The 17447-nt window shown below is 61.6% G+C and carries 11 protein-coding genes; 7 read left to right on the top strand and 4 right to left on the bottom strand.

Annotated elements, in window-relative coordinates; translation table 11 throughout:
- Window positions 1–380 precede the first annotated feature (380 nt).
- The 3 genes from BXY39_RS18675 to BXY39_RS18665 all read right to left on the bottom strand — a co-directional run bounded on the left by BXY39_RS18675 (window position 381) and on the right by BXY39_RS18665 (window position 5635).
- Window positions 381–2441 carry a serine hydrolase domain-containing protein gene (locus BXY39_RS18675; protein WP_121940428.1) on the bottom strand — a complete coding sequence of 687 codons (2061 nt, stop codon included), beginning with the start codon at window positions 2439–2441 and terminating at the stop codon, window positions 381–383.
- Between the two features lie 66 nt (window positions 2442–2507).
- A complete protein-coding gene (locus BXY39_RS18670; protein ID WP_211332347.1) occupies window positions 2508–4280 on the bottom strand; it encodes an N-acyl-D-amino-acid deacylase family protein in 1773 nt (590 codons plus the stop codon).
- A gap of 554 nt (window positions 4281–4834) precedes the next feature.
- A complete protein-coding gene (locus BXY39_RS18665) occupies window positions 4835–5635 on the bottom strand; it encodes a hypothetical protein (protein WP_121940426.1) in 801 nt (266 codons plus the stop codon).
- Between the two features lie 882 nt (window positions 5636–6517).
- Here BXY39_RS18665 and BXY39_RS18660 point away from each other — a divergent pair.
- From BXY39_RS18660 to BXY39_RS18630, 7 genes are all read left to right on the top strand, one after another.
- The gene (locus tag BXY39_RS18660; protein ID WP_147453644.1) at window positions 6518–8482 is read left to right on the top strand and encodes a carboxylesterase family protein; all 1965 of its coding nucleotides are present in this window, start codon (window positions 6518–6520) and stop codon (window positions 8480–8482) included.
- Window positions 8483–8717: 235 nt separating this feature from the next.
- Window positions 8718–9347, top strand: a complete 630-nt coding sequence (locus BXY39_RS18655) for a M15 family metallopeptidase (RefSeq protein WP_245999507.1) — start codon at window positions 8718–8720, stop codon at window positions 9345–9347.
- 246 nt (window positions 9348–9593) lie between these two features.
- Complete coding sequence (locus BXY39_RS18650; RefSeq protein ID WP_170163963.1) at window positions 9594–10106, top strand: RNA polymerase sigma factor; 513 nt, start codon at window positions 9594–9596, stop codon at window positions 10104–10106.
- A complete protein-coding gene (locus BXY39_RS18645; RefSeq protein WP_170163962.1) occupies window positions 10087–11094 on the top strand; it encodes a FecR family protein in 1008 nt (335 codons plus the stop codon). The genes BXY39_RS18650 and BXY39_RS18645 overlap by 20 nt, the downstream gene beginning before the upstream one ends.
- Window positions 11095–11197: 103 nt before the next feature.
- A complete protein-coding gene (locus BXY39_RS18640) occupies window positions 11198–14377 on the top strand; it encodes a TonB-dependent receptor (RefSeq protein ID WP_121940422.1) in 3180 nt (1059 codons plus the stop codon).
- Window positions 14378–14464: 87 nt separating this feature from the next.
- A complete protein-coding gene (locus BXY39_RS18635) occupies window positions 14465–15835 on the top strand; it encodes a hypothetical protein (RefSeq protein ID WP_147453643.1) in 1371 nt (456 codons plus the stop codon).
- A gap of 98 nt (window positions 15836–15933) precedes the next feature.
- Complete coding sequence (locus BXY39_RS18630; protein ID WP_121940420.1) at window positions 15934–16245, top strand: hypothetical protein; 312 nt, start codon at window positions 15934–15936, stop codon at window positions 16243–16245.
- Between the two features lie 47 nt (window positions 16246–16292).
- Here the strand turns inward: BXY39_RS18630 and BXY39_RS18625 are convergent, their stop codons facing one another.
- Entirely contained in the window at window positions 16293–17429 is a 1137-nt protein-coding gene (locus tag BXY39_RS18625; protein ID WP_121940419.1) for a glycosyltransferase, read from the bottom strand.
- Window positions 17430–17447: the final 18 nt, after the last annotated feature.

Here is a 17447-nt window from a genome sequence, read left to right as displayed (position 1 = left end):
CTTTTTTAGATGCCCGGCGCTTTCGGATACCATGAATCACGGCTGAAGCGGGTCGCGCCAAACCGCCCAAGGGTCTGCCCACCCGGTGGGTACCGCGTCAGCGGGAACGCGTCATGCTGTCGCGTTCATCCATCGCAGATCATGAAAGGGCTCAGAAATCACGAAAGAGCTCTGGGCAAATGTACCATTTCGGGGCCCTGTATGGGCCATTGGAGACCCCGCGTGACTGACCAGTCAGTCACGCGGCCCATCATTGGGCGATACCTGCCATTCCTTCCCCGACCGCCCGGTCAAACGGGCGGCACAGGGATAGACACAGCCGCCCCCGTGTGTGGGAGCATGACCCGTCGGCGCACCGCACGCGCCGCCTGACAGTCCCGTTAAAATCTGAAGCCGATCATGTTCCAGTTGTTGAACTGTATCAGCAGATAGACCAGCGCCGTCACGAACAGGACGTAATGGACCTGCCGCCAGATCGTCAGGCGCGCCATGGTGATCGCCGGTATCAGGCCGGCAACCAGCGCCGCGGTGCATGCGACCAGCAGCAGAGCGGCATATAACAGCAGAACGATCCCCTGTGTGGGCCAGGAAAAGATGACCGCCCGGCCGAGGGCCGTGGCCTCGGTGGTGGCGACCATCAGAAGCAGCAGCACCGTCAGGACAACACCGGCCGTCAGCACACTGCCCCATGACAGCCGCGCGGCCCAGGGAGAGGCAGGCGTGCCGTCCGCGCGGCGTTTCCAGGCCGCGATCAGCTGGGTCATGGCGAACAGCCCGGCCAGAGCGATGGCGAGATAGAATGTCTGCGGGTTCGCATCCGACGGCATTCTGTCCATGGCCACATGGCCGTAATCGCCGTAGTAGCGGATGGCGCGGCCGGTATCGTCCAGTTCAAAGGAAATGACACTGTGCCCGTCGCGTGCGCGGAAGGCGGTGGGTCCGGTGCGCACATAGTCCGTCACCCCATCGGCGCCAGCCACAAGCAGCCCGCCGCCGGGCGAGGATGCCACCGTCGCGGCGCCGGTCGGCATGGCGAACAGCTTGGCCAACCCGGTGTAGGAGCGGCGCGTGGTCATATAGGTTCCGGAAAAGGGTACGGCGTCGGCGGCCGTCATCGCCAGCGCGGCGGGCTTTTGTATACTGGCCCCGCCGGTCATGTGCGCGATCATTTCGGCAATCAGGAGGCTGGCGGTCTTCTGCGGCGCCAGGGCCGAGGCGGCGCCGTTCACGGCCATGAAAACGCCGAGCCCCAGGTCCGGCACCATGATCATGGCGGCATAGGATGTCAGCGTGGCGCCGCCATGTTCCAGCGTGGGATAGCCGGCGATGGTCGCGGTCCGGAACCCGAGGGCGTAGTCGGCGCTGGGGCGTCCGGGATAGGGCCGCACGCGCATCCTTTCCGCCGTGGCGCGGTCAAGAATGCGGACCCCGTCCAGCGTTCCGCCGGACAAATGGGCCCGCATATAGCGCGCCATGTCACGGGCCGTGGATGACAGGGACCCGGCAGGCGCACCGACAATATATTCAAAAGGATGTTTCCGGTAATAGCCGTCCCGCCAGCTATAGACGGTCGCCAGATCATTGACGAGGTGGGGGGGCATCGTTTGCGGATGACCGTCGCCCAGGGGCTGGCCTGCGGTTGTCGTCCCCATGCCGAGGGGGGCGAGCACCCTGTCCCGGAGATAGGTTTCATACCGTGTGCCCGAGACGGTCTGGACGATATAGCCGGCCAGGGCGGCGCCCCAGTTGGAATAGCTGGTCACCTGTCCGGCGGGAAACACACGGGCCGGAACCGTAGCCGCGAGCCAGTCTTCAAGCGGGTAAAACGCGTCCGCCGTTTCGACGAACAGATCCTTGTAAACCTCCTCAAACCCCGGACGGTGGGTGAACAGATCGCGGATGCGGACCGGCGCGCCGAAAGCATCGGGAATTTTGAAGGCCGTCAGATAGGTGTTCACATCCGCGTCCAGATCGACAAGCCCGTCCTCGACCAGTTGCATCAGTGCGGTGAAGGTAAAGGTTTTCGAAATCGACCCGATGCGGAACAGATGGCGCGCCGGGTCGACCGGGACGGCCGTTTCCCGGTCGGCAAGGCCGTATCCCTTCAACAGCAGCATATCGTCGCCGCGCACGACCGAGACACTGGCACCGACGATCCCGTGTTCCCGCATCGCCGCCGCGACAAGGCCGTCCAGATATCCTTCCAGACGGGTGGTGTCCTCATAGGCCAGCGGGTCGAGCCCCTCAGGGCGCTCAAGTGCCGTACCCCTGTCGGATTCCATCGGTGCAGACGGGGCGGATTGTGACGCGGTGGATTGTGACGGGGCGGGCTGCGCCTGTGCCTGTAGTGCACTGGTTTGTAACGCGTTGGTCTGTATGGCTACGGCCTGTACCGACATGGCGAGGGCCAATCCACGGATGATCACGGATGACAGCGTCATGAATGCATCCTTCCTGATTTGTAGAGTGACAGAATTTGATAGAATGACGGGGTCGGTCCGTCCCCTTTACCCGCCGGTCTCCGTTCCACCGGCGGGGCGGTAACCGGGGCCGCGCACCACACGGCCGGGCAGCGCGCCTGTATGACTGCCGTCCCGGATGACCTGAACGCCGTTGATGAACACATGATCAACACCGGTCGCCAGCTGGAACGGCTGCGTGAATGTGGCATGATCCTGCACGCTGGCGGGATCGAAGACCACAATATCGGCATGAAAGCCCTCGGCCAGCCGGCCACGGTCACGGATACCGAGGTTGCCGGCGGGCAACGCCGTCATGCGGTGAACGGCATCCGGCAGGGTCAGGACACCGTCCTCGCGGACATATTTGGCAAGGATGCGGGCAAAGGTGCCATAGGCGCGCGGATGGGTGCTGCGTTCCAGAAACGCGCCTTCGGGGGCGGAGGCTTCCGCATCGCTGTTGACGGCCACCCAGGGCCGGGTCAGTTGCCTGGCGACATTGTCCTCCGACATCATGAAATAGGCGGCGGCGACGCGGCTTTCATCCTCGGCGATCAGATCGAGGGCCGTGTCCTCAAGACTTGTGCCGCGTTCTGCCGCGACCGCCGCCAGGGTTTTGCCGGTCAGCGGTTTCAGCGCCGCCTTTTCAAAGCCGAGCAGGATGATGCCGTCCCCGTCGGCAAGCGTTAGCATCTGTTCCCAGTCCGGGGTCGGCGTGCGCATGTCGGCAATGATCCGGGCCCGTGTCTCAGGGTCCCGGATACGGGCGATAAAGGCGGCGAGCCCACCTTCCTGCGCCCATGGCGGTGCCGTTGCCGTCAGGCCGGTCGCCCCGGCAATATAGGGATACATGTCCGCCGTGATCCGCAGGCCTTCGGCGCGCGCCGCCTCGATCCTGGCGAAGACGGCGTCAAGCTTGTCCCAATTGGCCCGGCCAGCCGCCTTCAGATGGTAGATATTGGCGGGAACGCGCGCCGCGCGGGCGATAGCGATCAGTTCATCGACCGATTCAAGCAACCGCCCCGCTTCCGAGCGCATGTGCGAGGTATAGATGCCGCCATGGCGCCCGGCGACTTCAGCCAGGGCGATCAGCTCCGCCGTATCGGCATAGAAGGCCGGGGGATAAATCAGGGACGAACCGACGCCCATGGCGCCTTCTTCCATGGCCAACGCCACCTCGGCCCGCATGGCGTCCAGTTCGGCAGCGGTCGGCGGGCGGTCCTCGAACCCGATATGGTTGATGCGTACCGTGGTCGCGCCGACGAATGAGGCCACATTCGGCGACACACCGCGCGCCGTCAGCCAGTCCAGATATTCACCCAGTGTCGTCCACTGGCCGGCAAAGGCATCGGCGTCCGGTACGATGCCGGCAATCGCCGCCCGCGACCGGTCCGACAGCGGCCCCATGGACCAGCCCTCGCCGAACACTTCGAGCGTGACGCCCTGGACCACATCGCTGAGGCCGCGCCCGTCCATCATCAGGGCGCCGGGCGCCCAGCTGAGCATATTGACGAAACCGGGCGATACGGCACGGCCGCGCGCGTCGATTTCAAGGGTGGCCGACGCCCCGGCCAAATCGCCGATGGCGGCGATGCGGTCCCCGGTGACGGCCAGATCCGCCTCGAAACCCGGCCCGCCGGACCCGTCATAGAGGACGCCGCCGGTGATCAGAATGTCGTAAACCGGTTCCGGAGACCGGCCGGCACCACCGCTGTCACCGTCGCCACACCCGGCGAGCAACAGAAACAGACCGCAAACAAGCGTTCTGAAAACAGACCATCCGGCCATCTTGAAAACAGGTGCTTTTCCACAATCGCCCATATGCCGTTCCCCCCGGTACGGATTCCGTTTCAAACCGCCGGTTCGCGGCGCGGAGTCCAATGGGGGCAATATGAACGCAGGATATTCACGGATAATATCCATCGGCGAGAAACAGACAGGCCGGCAAAACCCCCCGCATCGCGGCGCGCCGCAAAATCCGGCGGCGCAGTCCCCGCAAGACACGGAAACAGGCCGCACGCAGACGCACACTGATGGCGGGATGCTACCCCAGGTGTCTATCGGGTGTCAATTTTGGCTGTCTTTATTCATTTTAGTACAGCTTTATTGGCCGAACACCGCTCGACACCGGATGAAGTACAAGGAATATAAAGGGCAGTCGCCCATGTTTTCAGGGACCCGGCACCGCACACTGTGCACACACACCATCCGCCCAGGCATATGTGCCCTCTGTTCCGCGCTCTGTGCGAAAACCGATAGCATCACGGCGGGAACCGGAGCGCGGCATGCGCCGCGCTCCGGAAGGCTTGCTCCACCACCATCCGGATATGACTGCCTGTCCGGAGGGTGATGGACAGAGGGGTCAGGAACCGCCCTTAGAAACGGGCCTGTACAAAGAAACCGCCGCCAGAGACATCCTGGGCGCTGGCACCGTTTCCAATGACGATCTGCGTGCCGTCACCGAAGCGATTGAAAAGCTTCGACGAGCTGGACGCGGCGCTTCTGGTCACGTTAATTTTGTTGTCGTCGTCGAAAGGCTCATACCTAGGGCCCTGCGATCCTTGAGGCGCATTCAGCTGCTGAATGATAAACCCGCCGGACTGGTACATGTAGTAAGGGAACGCATCCTGCGCGCCGGCGCCGACCAAAATCTGGCCGGAACGGCTTGGCGGCACAAAGAAAAACCGTTCAAAATTCGTCTGGAATGGCAGCTTTGTCGCGCTCTGATAGTCCTGCCGCGTAATTTCCGTGTTCATGAAGTTTGAGGGCGACGGCGGCTGCAATCCGTCGCGCGGGTACCCGGCGCTGAGAAGATAGGCGTTGATTTCTGCCTGCGGATCAGCGCCAAGATCAAGCTGGATGGTGATGTTGTCCACTTTCGTACCGTTGCCAAGGCCCTTGGCGCCGTCAATGCCGATAGCCGTTGCCAGCCCCTGATTCCCGGTGGTGCCCGGTACGTTGAAACTGCCGAATTTGGCATTATTCAACTGCACGCTGACCGCTATATCCTCATCCGTCTGCGACGCATTGTAGAGAACCAGCAGCATAGGCTGGGCCAGAACGTCACTGCAGATAAATTGCTTGGTTCCGGAAAGGGTTACAAGCGCACCACTGTCCCAAACAGTTGCCGTATCCAATTGCTCCAGGTCGCTCACAACCTTCTGTAGATCGTCCATGACGTGTCCTTTCAGAACAAGTTTCTAGGGTTGATGTGGAGAAATACCCCTACCGCGGGAATTTCCGAGTTGCGGGGATTTTTTATCATGAAAATTCAACTATTAAGAGTCATTTATGCGAATTTTTACTTATTAAAAGTAGTAAATATTATTCTAATGAAACTCAAAAGCAAAAACCTGTGAACGCCATATCGCATACGCCGCCGTGGTGATCCCGCAGTCCTCCGCTGTGAAAGGGTGGCCTGTTTAAGCCCGAATATAATCAAAAATATATTTTGAATGGTCGCAACTGCATGAAAAACCATCAAAGAACACTTAAAAAGTGTTTTTACTACATTATAGAATGGCAATATTTCGAAACCACCATACGGTGTCAGCATTTAACAGCGTGTCATATGGAGCGGGCATTGTGGCCGTACCGCCCGCAGACCGCTGTTCTGACAGATGTGGATTGTACCCCGCGATCCCTGACGGCCATATAGGCAACGGGAAACATGGCCCTGGCCATGCCATGCAATGGTTTCGTTTATTTTCCGACATTGTAGAAAGCCGTCTGACTGACTGGTCAGTCAGCTTTTACCGCAAGCGCCGCTGAGGGCAAGATCGCGGTCCGGGGCGGCCTCCACCAACACGGGCACCCCATCCGACAGACAGCTTTCCGGTCCAGAGGGCCGCTATTTGCCATATCTTGTATTAAAAACACGATAAACAGGTATGATCGTGATATATAATCTTAATAATTGTATATTTCGTCATGGCGGTGGAAAGCTGCCGAGACGCCGGCACACAGGCACGGCCGGCGTTTTCCGGTTCGGAGAAATTTCCGGCGGGATCGAGGAGGGGTCCCGCAATGCCTGCGGATTTTTCAAGGGGGATAAGCATATGCACGGAGATAAGACACGCACCTGGATATTCGGCTGCCTGACAGCGGCCGGCCTGATGCTGGCGGTGCCGGCGGCAGGCACCGCGCAGCAGGCACCGCTGAAGCCGGCCTGCATGGCGGGGACGGAAATCATGCTGGACAATGGGGCCGTGATCTGCGGCCGGGATGCCGCCACCACATATTACACCCCGCCGTCCGGCACCCCGAAGACCACATCCACCGTACGCCACCTGGGCATCCGCTATGCCCGGTCGCAGCGCTGGCGCTATGCGACACCCTACAGTTACGACCCGAAACAACACACCGCCGACAATCCCTATCAGGCCACCGATTTCGGCCCGTCCTGCCCGCAAGCCGGCACGGCGCTGGAGATGAGTGAGGATTGTCTGTTCGTCAATGTCTTCACCCCCGGCGATCCGTCCGGCGACAGCCTGCCGGTGATGGTGTTCATCCATGGCGGGGCCTTCATCGCGGGCTCCAGCAGCGTCAAGGCATCGGAGGATTCCTATCTGTATGACGGCGGTCCGCTGGCCGCGACGGGCGAGGTGATCGTCGTCACACTGAATTACCGGCTCGGCGCGCTCGGGTTTCTGGCCGTCAACCTGGACCGGAAGACCAGATATAACGGCAATCAGGGACTGCATGACCAGCTTCTGGCCCTGAACTGGGTGCGGCGGAATATCCGCGCATTCGGCGGCGACCCGGACCGGATCACCATATTCGGCGAAAGCGCCGGCGCCATGTCCGTCGGCCTGCACATGTTCACCGTACCGCAGGCACAGGGCAAGTTCCGCGCCGGCATCATGGAAAGCAATCCGATGAATTATGTGTACCGGAATTTGCGCAACGCACGGTCCAGCGGCGACAGCTTCGCCGAAAGGCTGTGCAAGGGAACAACGGGACGCAAAAGATGCACATCGGCGCAAAAGGCCAAGGCACTGGCCGACGCATCTTATGAGGATATCGTCACATATCAGGTGCCGGGGGGCGTTCTGGGGGACGCATCCGAAACAGGGCCGACCCTGCCGACCAATCTGCTGACGGTGACGCCCGGCGGCGCCGTGCCGAAAGCGGGCGCGACGGCCTTACCGAATGCAAACGCCCTGCCCATCGGCAACAATCTGGTCAAGATGTTTCTGCCCTGGACGCCGACGGTCACCGGCACGGCGTCCGACCCCATCGCGGTCACCCACCAGCCTTATGAAGCCTATCAGCACGGCAGTTTCACCAAGGTGCCCTTTATCTTCGGGGTGAACAGGGATGAGGGCGCGATCTTCGCCTCCATGGCGCAGGCCGGGGCCGGCAGCAAACTGAACAAGACAAATTACGGATGGCTGCTGCGAGGCCTGAGCCCAGTGCACAAAGACGCCATCGAGGCCTGCAAAAACAATGACAACCCGCCGCCGTCCACACACCAGCCATACGCACCCAAGGATCAGAATTTCCCGACCTATTACAAAGACACGGCGGATGTGGCCGGCACCCTTGCCAATGTGATCACCGATTTCGCCTTTTACTGCGGCAATACCAATGCGGCCGCCAATGCCGCCGACAATGACTATGCCTATCTGTTCACCAAGGTTCCGCCCGTCAATCTGTATCCCAGGGACATGAACGGCAATCCCAACCCGACCTGCGCCCCTGAGAACGGACTGGTCTGCCACGGCGCCGAACTGCTGTATGTCTTCCAGTCGCCGCTTCTGAACGAGGACGGCGGGACGGCGGACGACCGCGCGGTTTCAGCCCGGATGGCAACGGCCTGGCGTGCTTTCGCCGTTGCGCCCACGTCGCCGCCGTGGGCGGCCTGGAAACCGGGCGACGCCAAAACGCTTGAAGTGTTCGGGCCGCCCTCCGGCTGGTCGCAGACATTGCCGGCCCACGCCAACTGCCCGACATTGTGGAACAGCGTCGCCGCCGCCAGCGGCAAAGGGCGGCTGCGGGCATCCTGCGTCAACGACAGATAATAAAGGCCGACTAACCGCCGCCGGCGTCGCGGCAGGCCAACGCGCGAAACGGCGTGACTGACCAGTCAGTCACGCCGGCCGGCACTTGCGGAGACCAGTACCCCGCAGGCTGGTCCGATCAGTGTCTTCGCCCGGCCCGCGCGACCGCGCCCATGGGGGCAAAGCAGACCCGGCTTTTTCGTCAGGGCTGGCATTTTTATCCACGGCTGTGGCGCTTTATGGCATGCTTGCGGCCATGAAAGCCCTATTGATCGCTGTTGCCGTCAATTCCGCCCTGCCCGCCGGGTTCGTCGACATCCATGATGTGGCGCCGGATATTCTGGTCGATATGCGCTATGCCACCGACAATAATTTCACGGGCACGCGGGTTGACGGATACGACAGCGGGCGCTGCATCCTGACGACAGAGGCGGCAACCGCGCTGGCAAAAGCACAGCGGGCACTGGACGCCTTCGGACTGCGCCTGAAAGTGTTTGACTGTTACCGGCCGCAGCGGGCCGTCGATCATTTTGTGCGGTGGTCGCGGGACGCGGAGGATACGGGTACCAAAACGGCCTATTATCCCAGACTGTCCAAGGCCGATCTGTTTCCGCAAGGCTATATCGCGGAACAATCGGGCCACTCACGCGGCAGCACGCTTGACCTGACGATTGACGGCCTGTCCATGGGCGGGCCTTTCGATTATTTCGACGAAACCTCGCACACGGCCCACCGCGCCATCGCCCCGCAGGCCCGGGCCAACCGGTTGCTGCTGAAACAGGTTCTGGAAAAGCACGGCTTTCGGAATTACCCGAAAGAATGGTGGCATTTCACACTGAAGACGGAACCCTATCCCGACACCTATTTCGATTTCCCGATCCGGTGAGACACGCCAGGATCGTGCGGTTCCCCACAGGGTTTTCATGACCTTCACCCCAACGGGAAAGGTCACAGGGAAGGGTTGAAGATGGGGCAGTGTCGCTTTTCTGAAAAATTTTTCTGACAGCGTTTTGCCAAGGCACGGGACACAACATCATGAAACACCCGTGCCTGCCGGCCAATGAAGCCGGCTTTTTGGGGCGCCGGGCGTCTCCCGATCAGGGCGGCGCGCAAGCTGATGGGTATGCCTGTCATGAATGAACTGGATACCATTTACCGGAAATACCGCCTGCGCCTGCGCACACATCTGCAGGCCCGCCGGATGGACCCGGCGGATGTGGAAGACGTCATCCAGGACGTTTTTCTGAAACTGGTGAAATACTGCAACGGCAGGGCCATTCGGAACCCCATGGCCTTTCTGAAAGCAGCCGCCGCCAACGTCATATCGGACCGGCTGGCCCGCAAGGCACCGTCACTGATATCCACGGTCGAGGATGTCGACGCTTTCGCCTGTGACACCCCTGCCGCCGATCCGGAACATGTGATTGCAAACCGTCAGGAATTGCGCACAATCACCGAGGCCCTGATGGCACTGCCGCCCGTGACGCGACAGGTTTTTCTGCTGCACCGTTTCGAGAACAGGTCCTATGCGGCCATCGCGCGGCAGCTTGATCTTTCGGTCAGCATGGTCCGCGCGCATATCAAGAAAGCGATTGTTGGCATCGCATTACACCGGCGACAGACATATGAACACACGGCCGACTGACGGAAATATGGTGACCCGTCTTGAAAAAGCGGCAGAATGGCTGCTTGCGCTGCAAAACGCGCCGTCCGGACAAACGCGGAAAGCGCTGGAGGCATGGCTGGCGGAAACCCCGGCCAACCGCCGCGCCTTCGAGGAGGTGCAGTCCGCATGGCAGCAATCCGGATATGCCGCCGCGTCGCCGACCATCGCGGCGGCCAGGGCGGATGCCCGCCGCGCGAAACCCCGTCCGGTTCAGCCGCCGCGGCTTGTCCGCAGGGTCGCAGGCATGGCCCTTGCGGCAATGGTGGTTCTGGCGGCCGGCATCCTGCTTTATGACGCACGGCTGAGACCCCCGGCGATTTACGAAACAGCTGTCGGCGAGATCCGGGAAATCCGCCTGGCGGATGCTTCCGGTCTGTATCTGAACACGGGAACGCGCGTACGGGTCGATTATTCGCTGTGGGACCGCCGCGTCCAGCTGGACCGGGGCCAGGTGTTTGTCGATGTCGCGCACAATCCGGACAAACCCTTCATCGTCACGGTGAACGACATACACGCCAAAGCCCTTGGCACCGCATTCGAAGTGCACAAGAAAAACCGGACGGTCCGCGTGGCCGTGCATGAAGGCCTGGTGGAGGTTGCCCAGGAAAGCGCCGCCTTTGCCAGTGCCAATGTCACCCCGGGCGAATTTGTCGATATCGTCCCGCGTGCGGCAACACCGGCCCCCCGGCCCCTGAAGTCGGCCACCACGCCCGCATGGCTGGAAGGCCGGATCGAATTCGACGATGAAACCCTTGAAGACGCGGTGAGCGAATTCAACCGATACAGCGAAACGAAAATCAAAATCGCCGATCCGGCGTTGCGGTCCTTCCGCCTGTCGGGTGCCTTCGACGTCACCGAACAGGCGGCGTTCCTGACTGCTGTGCACACCCTGACGGGCGCGCGTATCCGCGAATCCTCGCCGCCCGGTCTGATCTGGATCGAAGACGCCGCCACCGATCCGCATTGATGAATTTTTTTTGACGCACCGCACACTTTCCGTCTGCCCCGGTCTTGGAGGGGGAGCGGGACACCACGCATGGAGCCCGCTGCACGATCCATCTTCATGACTGATGAAATCGGGGGCAGACATGTATTTCTCGGGACAAAAATCCCTGCTGGCGGGTGCACTGCTGGCGGGCAGTGCCATGGCGGTCACCGTGGCCGCGCCGGTTGCCGCACAAGGTGTGCGGAAACCCTATACGATCGAGGCGCAAAATCTGGCGGCGGCGCTGCGCGTCGTGCGCCGTGAAACAGGGCTGAACATCCTGTACGCCCCGCAAGCCATCGCGGGCAAGACAACGCAAGGATTTCGCGGGGACGCCGAACCGGAAACGGTTCTGCGCGCAATCCTGCAAGGAACCGGCCTGACATACCAGTATCTGTCGGAGAATGCCGTCGCGGTCATGACGGTGGACATCGGGCCGGACAGCACGCCGGCACCCGAGACGGCAACCACGCCCGCACCGTCGCGCCGGCCCGTGGCGGAAGCGCCCGGATATGTGGAGGAAGTCATCATCACGGGCTCGCGCATCGCGCGGACGGGATTTGAAACGCCGGTCCCGACCACGGTTGTCGACGCGCCGACCATCGCAAATTCCGGCTTCGTCAATATTGCCGACATTCTTGAGGATTTCCCCGCCATCGGCGTGGGGCTCGGAGCCGCCAACACGTTCCGCAGCAGCGATGCCGGCGCCGCCTTCGTCAATCTGCGGGGGCTGGGCACCAACCGCAGTCTGACACTGATCAACGGCCGCAGGCGGGTCTCAGGGTCCAGCACATCGTCGGCCGTCGACATCAATACCATCCCGGCGGCGATGATCGAACGGGTCGAGGTGATCACCGGCGGCGCCTCGGCCGTGTACGGTGCCGACGCGGTCAGCGGTGTCGTCAACATCATCACGCGCACGGATTTCGACGGGCTGGAACTGTCGGTCAATGGCGGCCTGAGCCAGCATGGCGGTGCCGACAATATTTCCGCCGGCTTCTTCGGGGGGACGAATTTCGCCGAAAAACGGGGCTATATCAATTTCGGCGCGGTGTACAACAGCAGCGGCCAGCTCCGCGCCCGCGATCGCGATTTCGGCCAGGAACGCGTGGTCTCGGTGGGCAATCCGGACAATACCGGGCCCGGTGACGGCATACCGGACCGGGTCACGCTGCGGAATTTCAATGACACCTACACGACCTATGACGCCAACTTCTTTATCGACGGCGTGACCTATACCTTCGGGGACAACGGCCTGGATACGGTCACGGGCGAAGTGGTACGGCCCGGCCCGCTTGGTGCCGTCATCGGCGATGTGGGGGCGACTTTTCTGGACTGGTTCGAACTGCGGGCACCGACCGAGGTTTTCTCCGTCCGCAGCGACATGCGCTATATCATCGGCGATTCCATTTCCTTTTTCGCCGAAGGGGAGTTTTCGGCAACGGATTCCTCAAACCTGACGCAATATTTCCGCTTTGACGAACGGGGTTTCTGGCTGAGCGGCAATGGCGGCCCGCGCATCCAGCGCGACAATCTCTTCCTGCCGGACGAAGTGGCCGCCCTGATGGACGCCAATGCCCTGACCGAACTGCCCGTCCGCCGGTCCTTCAACGATTTCGGCGATCTGGAAAACAGGCACGAGCGGCGCACATTTTCCGCCGTCGCCGGCTTTGACGGCGCTCTGCCCAACGGCTGGGGGTGGGAGGCATCCTATCAGTACGGGGAGTACCGGGATAACATCACCAACACCAACCTCATCATCGGAGAAAACTTCCTGAATGCGGTCGATGTGGTCGCGGGCGCCGACGGGCAGCCGGTCTGCCGCAGCGCGGCGGCGCAGGCCGACGGGTGCGTGCCGTACAATCTGTTCGCACGGGGGCCGCTGACGCCGGAACAACGGGCGTATTTCGTCCATGACCGCATACAGAATGTCCGCAACACGCAGGAAACCATCGTCGGGCAGATCACCGGGGATCTCGTCACCCTACCCGCCGGTCCGCTGGCGTTCGCAGCCGGGGCCGAACACCGTATCGAGACCCTGAGAACACGCGACGACGGGTTATCGCTGGCGGGGGAGATATCCTTTCTGGGTCTTGCCAATCCGCGCCCGCCGATCGACGAACAGTTCGATGTCACCGAGGGCTATGTGGAAACACGGGTCCCGCTTCTGAAAGATATGCCCTTTGCCCATGCGTTGGATCTGGAGGGGGCGTTCCGCTATTCCGACTATGACACGATCGGCGGCACCACCGCCTGGAACATCGCCGCCAACTGGTCACCGCACGAGGACCTGCGCCTGCGGGTGTCCCGCGCCAGAAGCGTCAGGGCCCCCAATCTTGTGGAACTGTTCGGACCGCAAAACACCAGCATCACCAACTTTATCGACCCCTGTGATGTGACGCGTGTGCCGGAAAACGCCAATCGGGCGGCCAACTGTGCCGCACTGGGCGTGCCCGCCGATTTCACCGACACATTCGTCGGTACGCTGGTGACCAGCGGCGGCAACCCGGACCTGCGCGAGGAAACGTCCGACACCTTTTCGGTCGGTATGGTGGCGACACCCGGTTTCCTGCCCGGCCTGTCCCTTTCGGTCGATTATTTCATGATCGACATCGAAGACGCGGTTTCGGGTTTCGGCGCGACGGAAATCGCCGAGCGGTGCGTCGATGCGGCCTCTATCGACAATCCGTTCTGCGAGGCGATTACCATCGGCGGGGACGGCAGCCTGTCGGCCATCAATGCCAGCATCATCAATGTGGCGGAACAAACCGTCAGCGGGATCGACTTCAGCGTCGATTACGGTTTTCCCCTGTTCGCCAAGGGGCGCATGCAGCTGAACCTGGTCGGAACCTATCTTCTGGAACTGGAACGTCAGGCCGATCCGAGCGACCCGAATACCCTGGTCGTGGATGACGGGGAAATCGCCAATCCCAGAATGCGGATGCGGTTTGTCACCGCCTATTCCCAAGGGCCGTGGTCGATCACGATGGAAAACGATTTCATCAGCAGCGCCGAAATCGATGCGCAGGCCGGCCCCGAGGCCTTCGACATTCCCGATGTCAGCGCCCGCGTCTACACCGATTTTATCTTCGGCTATGATGTGGACGACAGATACCGTTTCAATATCGGGATCAACAATGCCCTCGACATTGAACCGCCGTTTTCCGCATCGAGTTATCTTGGCGGCGGCCCGGGCCAGAACGGGGCCGTGCGGTACGATAATATCGGCCGTTTCTTCTTTGCCGGCGTCCAGGCGCGCTTCTGAACCGGTGCCAGAGAACCCTCCTGCCGGCGGCCCCCCAAACACGGGGGACCGTCGGCCGCATTTCACAGATAAAACAAGGTGTCCGGGATGAAATTCGCTCAAATCTTCATGCTGCTGCTGACAGGCGCCGCCGGCATCGATGCGGGGCATGCGCAGGCCGGACCGACCCCTGAAATCGTCGGTCGGCCCTTTGCCGATATCTGGCCGGACGCCCCATATGCCCGCAACATCTGGAGCATGACGGTCCATAACAACCGCCTTTATTTCGGTGCGGGCAACAGTTCGAACATCGGTCCCTCGCCAAATGCGGGGCCGGTGCCGGTGATCTCTTACGGCCGTCACGGTTTCCGCCGCGAGTTGACGCTGGACGAAGAACAGCTGGCCGTCTTTCACCATGCCGGGGGGCACCTGTACATACCGGGTCATGACACGACGGAAGGCTGGGACTTCGGCAATGTCTACCGGCTTGACGACACGGGGTGGCGAAAATTCCGCACCGTCCCGCACGGGCTGCATGTCTATGACATTCATAGGTTCGCCGGGCGCCTTGTCGCTGCGGGCGGCGCCTATAACCAACCCATCGACGGCTGGATTTCGCGGGATGACGGCGCCACATGGCATGCCGCAGACCTGCTGCCCAATCCGGCCTTTGCCACACCGGCCAATCCGGGCGGGGTTTTCAAGCGCCTGGTCGGCAATGGTTTCTACGGCCGGCTGTACACATTGTTTGACATCGCCGGGACGCTCTACGCCAGCGCGGCAGCGCCGCTTGAACCCGCCGAGGGCTGGGACCGCCCGCCAATGACGGCAACCCTGTTCGCGTTCGACGGACGGCAGGGTTTCCGCCCCGTGACCCTGCACCCGGCCACGGTGCCCGCACCGCACCGCGCTGCCTTCACGGCGGAAAGCGTTATGCTTTTTCCCGGGATTGATCGTCACATGACGGACAGTGGCGACACGACGATCCCGATTGTCGCCCGCGACGCCCACGCCGGCCCTGTCACGATCTATATCGGCGCCTGGGTGCATAACGATCATCAGTGGCGGCCGTTCGGGCTTTTTGCCGCAACGGACATCGACACGGTAAGTCGGATGCGCCTGCCGGAGGGGTTTCTGCCCCATGACCTGCTGGTCCATGACGGCACCCTATATGTCCTGGCCAACCGCAGGCTTGCGGAAAACCGGTTCGAAGCCGGTATCCTGAAAAGCCGGAACATATCGCAGACGAAACGGAGCCAGACAAAATGGGATATTGCCGCCACATTCACGGCGGGGGGACCGGCACGGTCCTTTGCCCTGTATAATGGCGACCTGTATATCGGACTTGGGGCCGCGATCACCGACCCGTCCCCCGGCGAACCCGATGCCGAAATGAGCTGGTCCCGTGAACTGTCACCCGATGCCGGGACAATTCTGCGTTTCGACGGCCACAGGGTGGGCCTGACATCTGCTCCGTAAAGCGGCAGCACATGCGGCGAAATGCCGGCTGCAAGGAAAGCAAAAATCGGCGATACTGGATGGATCGAATCAGTCAAGGCAACAATCGGGAAACGAGGATGTCAAACCTGGTCAAATTTCTTATCCATCACGCCGCCGTCGGATTCGGCCTTGCGGTGATTGCCGTCGGCCTCATGGTGTGGGCCGATATCGCCAATCTGGGCACGCTGGCATCCGGGTCGGATATGGGCATTGTCGGGCTTGTCATTCTGACGGTTTTCATGGGCCTGACCCTCAGCAGCGCCCAGATGGGGTTTGCCGTGATGCTGCTGCGCGATGATGGGGACAAGGGCGGCAAAGGCGGTCGTGTCCGCTGGCTGTACCGCCTGTTTGCCGCCCCGGCGCCGGTGGCGGTCCGGGCGAAAGACTGACCGGCCGCCCAAGAGCGGTTCTGTACCGTCCAAGAATGCCCCGACCCTCAGCGGAGTTGCCCGGTCGCGCGGCGGCAGGCCTGAATGGCCTCGTGCCAGCGCGCGATACAGCTTTCCCATGTGAAATGACGCAGCGCCCACTTCCGGGTTTCGGTGCGGTAATGGGCCATGTCGGCGATAATGCGGGACAGGGTCCGGTAAATCTGCGGCTCGGACCCCTGATCGCGGTAATTGAAGCCGGTGACCCCCGGTTCATACAGTTCATCGATCATGCAGGCACGCCGGCCCAGAATGGGGGCGCCGCTCATCTGGGCTTCGATATTCTGGACCTCGAACACGGCGCGGGGGCCCCAACCGCTATCGCGTTTGTGTATCTCGGCCTGAAGATGGGCCGGGCTGAACCGGTAGTCGATGGTACAATAGACCCAGATCAGATTGAAGAAACGGTCATAAAGGCGGTCAAAGCGACCGTATGGAATGGCGGTCGACTCCAATTCCGGGATGGGTTTGCCGATGGTCAGAACCTTCAGGCCCGGATAATCCCGCCTGAGACGTTTGATCGGCCCGACATAGGCCATATAGGCACGCGCATCGTCACCTGACGGCATGTCGAGACCGATAATCGGCGCCGTCGCCGTCTTGTAGCCGGCATGCAGCAGGGCCGGATCGGCACCGCGGGGCACATGGGCAAGGCGGTGACCATGCTCCTGCCAGAAGGCGGGATTGGCGCGGAAAATATCCAGATCGGACCTGAGCGCGCAGGCAATCAGATCGAAATTGGCGAACTGTCCGATCACGGACGGCTCCCGCTCGAAATCATGATCGGGAACGAATTTGGGGAAATTCTTGGTGAGCAGCCCGGCGTGATCCTGACACAGGGCACCATATGTATCCCAATCCTCCGGGCGGCAGGATTGATAGATCAGAACATCGACTTCCTGAAATCCACGGCCATCGGGATAAACGGGCACGATATCGAAACGCCCGCCGAATTTCGGCAGGGCATTCAGGTCTTCAATATCCAGCCTGGCAAGAACCGCGTCATGCGTCGCGCTGTCGGGGAACGCGATCAGAAGGCTGACATCATAGCCGAGCCGGCTGAAACCGATGGCTTCAAACAGGCTCATCACCCCGTCAAAGCCCCCTTGCGGGACCGGGTGCTTGCCGAAAATCGCCAGTTTCATCGCAAGGGCCCCGCCCGT

The sequence above is a fragment of the Eilatimonas milleporae genome (assembly GCF_003688555.1).
GTDB lineage: Bacteria > Pseudomonadota > Alphaproteobacteria > Sphingomonadales > Kordiimonadaceae > Eilatimonas > Eilatimonas milleporae.
This window is presented reverse-complemented; position numbering and strand designations above follow the sequence as displayed.

Excerpts from the sequence above, each read along its gene's own strand:
- BXY39_RS18675 (WP_121940428.1), bottom strand. The coding sequence starts at position 2,441 with ATGACGCTGTCATCCGTGATCATCCGTGGATTGGCCCTCGCCATGTCG.
- BXY39_RS18670 (WP_211332347.1), bottom strand. The coding sequence starts at position 4,280 with ATGGGCGATTGTGGAAAAGCACCTGTTTTCAAGATGGCCGGATGGTCT.
- BXY39_RS18665 (WP_121940426.1), bottom strand. The coding sequence starts at position 5,635 with ATGGACGATCTACAGAAGGTTGTGAGCGACCTGGAGCAATTGGATACG.
- BXY39_RS18660 (WP_147453644.1), top strand. The coding sequence starts at position 6,518 with ATGCACGGAGATAAGACACGCACCTGGATATTCGGCTGCCTGACAGCG.
- BXY39_RS18655 (WP_245999507.1), top strand. The coding sequence starts at position 8,718 with ATGAAAGCCCTATTGATCGCTGTTGCCGTCAATTCCGCCCTGCCCGCC.
- BXY39_RS18650 (WP_170163963.1), top strand. The coding sequence starts at position 9,594 with ATGAATGAACTGGATACCATTTACCGGAAATACCGCCTGCGCCTGCGC.
- BXY39_RS18645 (WP_170163962.1), top strand. The coding sequence starts at position 10,087 with ATGAACACACGGCCGACTGACGGAAATATGGTGACCCGTCTTGAAAAA.
- BXY39_RS18640 (WP_121940422.1), top strand. The coding sequence starts at position 11,198 with ATGAAATCGGGGGCAGACATGTATTTCTCGGGACAAAAATCCCTGCTG.
- BXY39_RS18635 (WP_147453643.1), top strand. The coding sequence starts at position 14,465 with ATGAAATTCGCTCAAATCTTCATGCTGCTGCTGACAGGCGCCGCCGGC.
- BXY39_RS18630 (WP_121940420.1), top strand. The coding sequence starts at position 15,934 with ATGTCAAACCTGGTCAAATTTCTTATCCATCACGCCGCCGTCGGATTC.
- BXY39_RS18625 (WP_121940419.1), bottom strand. The coding sequence starts at position 17,429 with ATGAAACTGGCGATTTTCGGCAAGCACCCGGTCCCGCAAGGGGGCTTT.